1 protein-coding gene is annotated in these 2194 nt (G+C 67.7%); it reads right to left on the bottom strand.

Features of this window, described 5'->3' with window-relative positions:
* Positions 1–2194: response regulator (locus tag EGJ34_RS21480; protein WP_125362422.1), on the bottom strand; the 2194-nt coding region annotated here is incomplete at both ends.

The following is a 2194-nucleotide window of genomic DNA, read 5'->3' as shown; positions in this document are numbered from 1 at the left end:
GGCGTGCCTCGCGCAGCAGGCGCTGCTGGTCGGTCGGCAGCGAGGCCTCCACGCTGTGCAGGAACAGCGTCACCTCATCGAGCAGGCGTTCGGGTGAGCGCGCGCCCTTGATGATGATGCTCTTGGAATAGCGGCGCAGGCGCTGTTCTTCGTCGCGGGTGAGCGCACGACCGGTGTAGACGATGACCGGCGGGAACGACAGCGCTTCATTGGCCGCCATGTGCTCGAGCAGGTCGTAGCCGGTGCCGTCGGGCAGCGCCAGGTCGGTGACCATGCAGTCGAAGGTCGACCCGGACAGCGCTGCCATCGCTTCGGCGATGGTGCCCACGCCGACGATCTCCAGCTGGTCGCGGCCCAGCAGCAGCTTCAGGTTCGAGCGCAGCTCGCTGTCATCTTCCACGATCAGCAGACGACGCACGTCGCGCTGGTTGGTGGCCTCCAGCTGCTGGATCGCCTCGACCAGGCGCTCGCGGGTCGCCGGCTTGATCACATAGCCAATGGCACCCAGCTCCAGCGCCACCTGCGAGCGTTCCAGCCCACTGACCACGTGAACCGGAATATGGCGGGTGGCCGGGTCGCGCTTCAGGCGTTCAAGCACACTCAGACCCGACACATCGGGCAGGCCGATATCGAGCAGGATGCCATTGGGGCGCAGCTCGCTGGCCAGGCTCAAGGCCTCTTCAGCGGTCTGGGCAACCACGCAGTCGAAGTCGAGTTCGTGCGCCATCTGCACCAGCGCGCTGGCGAAGGCGGCGTCGTCCTCCACCGCCAGGATCATCCGCCCGGCGCGGCTGCGGCGACCGCGGTCGTCAAGCACGCGCGGGGTATCGCTCGTCGTTGCGGCCGGTGCCGCGACCGGGGCTGAAGCTGCGGGGGTGCTGGCAGCGACGGCGGCCGGTCGGACATCAGGTGCGGCGTGCGCCGTCCCCAGCGTCTCGCCCTGGGTTGCCACCAGCGGCAGCTCCAGGGTGAAGCTGCTGCCTCGCCCGGGTTCACTGGTGACGCTGATGCTGCCGCCCATGCGCGCAGCCAGATCGCGCGAGATCGACAAGCCCAGCCCGGTGCCGCCGTAGCGGCGACGGGTGCTGCCATCAGCCTGGCGGAACGCCTCGAAGATCACCTCGGTCTGCGCCTGGGCAATACCGATGCCGGTGTCGGTGACGGTGAACTGGATGCGACCGGACGCCGTGCCGCGGACGCTCAGGCTGACGCTGCCATGCTCGGTGAACTTCACCGCATTGGCCAGCAGGTTCTTCAGGATCTGCTGCAGGCGCTGGCTGTCGGTGACCAGCTGCGTGGGTGCATCGGCGTCGGCCTGCAGCACCAGGGCGAGACCCTTCTGCTCGGCCAGGGGCTGGAAGGTGTCTTTCAGGCGCTGCAGCACGCTGGACACGGCCACGTTCTCATCGGTCAGCTCCACATGACCCGCCTCGATCCGCGAAAGATCCAGGATGTCGTTGATCAGCGCCAGCAGGTCGTTGTTCGAGGAATGGATGGCCTGGGCGTACTTCACCTGTTCCTCGGACAGGTTGGCGTCCTTGTTGTCGGCCAGCAGCTTGGCCAGGATCAGCGCGCTGTTGAGCGGCGTGCGCAGCTCATGCGACATGTTGGCCAGGAACTCGGATTTGTAGCGCGAGCTGGCCTCCAGCTCGTTGCTGTTCTGGACCAGCTGCGCCTGCGCCAGCAGCAGCGCCTGCTGGCGCGACTCCAGCTCGTGGGTGCGCTCTTCCAGCTGCACGTTGGTCTGTTCCAGCTCCACCTGCTGCTGCTCCAGGCTGGCCTGCGAGTGCAGCAGGCTGCGGCTCTGCTCTTCCAGTTCCTCGTTGGCCACCCGCAGTTCTTCCTGCTGGGTCTGCAGTTCCTCGCTCTGGCGCTGGGTCTCCTCCAGCAGTTCCACCAGCTGCTCGCGCAGCAGCGCCGCGCGCAGGGCCACGCCAATCGGCTCGGCCACCTGGGTCAGCAGCTCCAGTTCCAGCGCACGCGCCGGCGAGGCTCCCACCCGACCCAGTTCGATCATGCCGATGACCTTGCCGTCGGCCGTGACCGGACCTAACAGGCGCTGGTGGACCTGGGTCATGCCCAGCGGCGTCTCGATCTCCAGCACGCTGTCGCCCTGGTCGAGCCGACGCGGCTCGCCCAGCCGCAGCACTTCACCCCACTGGCCAGCTGCGGACGGCAGCGCTTCGGGCAGACG

Source organism: Stenotrophomonas sp. 278 (genome assembly GCF_003935715.1).
Classification (GTDB): Bacteria; Pseudomonadota; Gammaproteobacteria; order Xanthomonadales; family Xanthomonadaceae; genus Stenotrophomonas; species Stenotrophomonas maltophilia_AH.
Note: the sequence above shows the minus strand (reverse complement) of the source record. Positions and strands in the feature narration are given on the sequence as shown.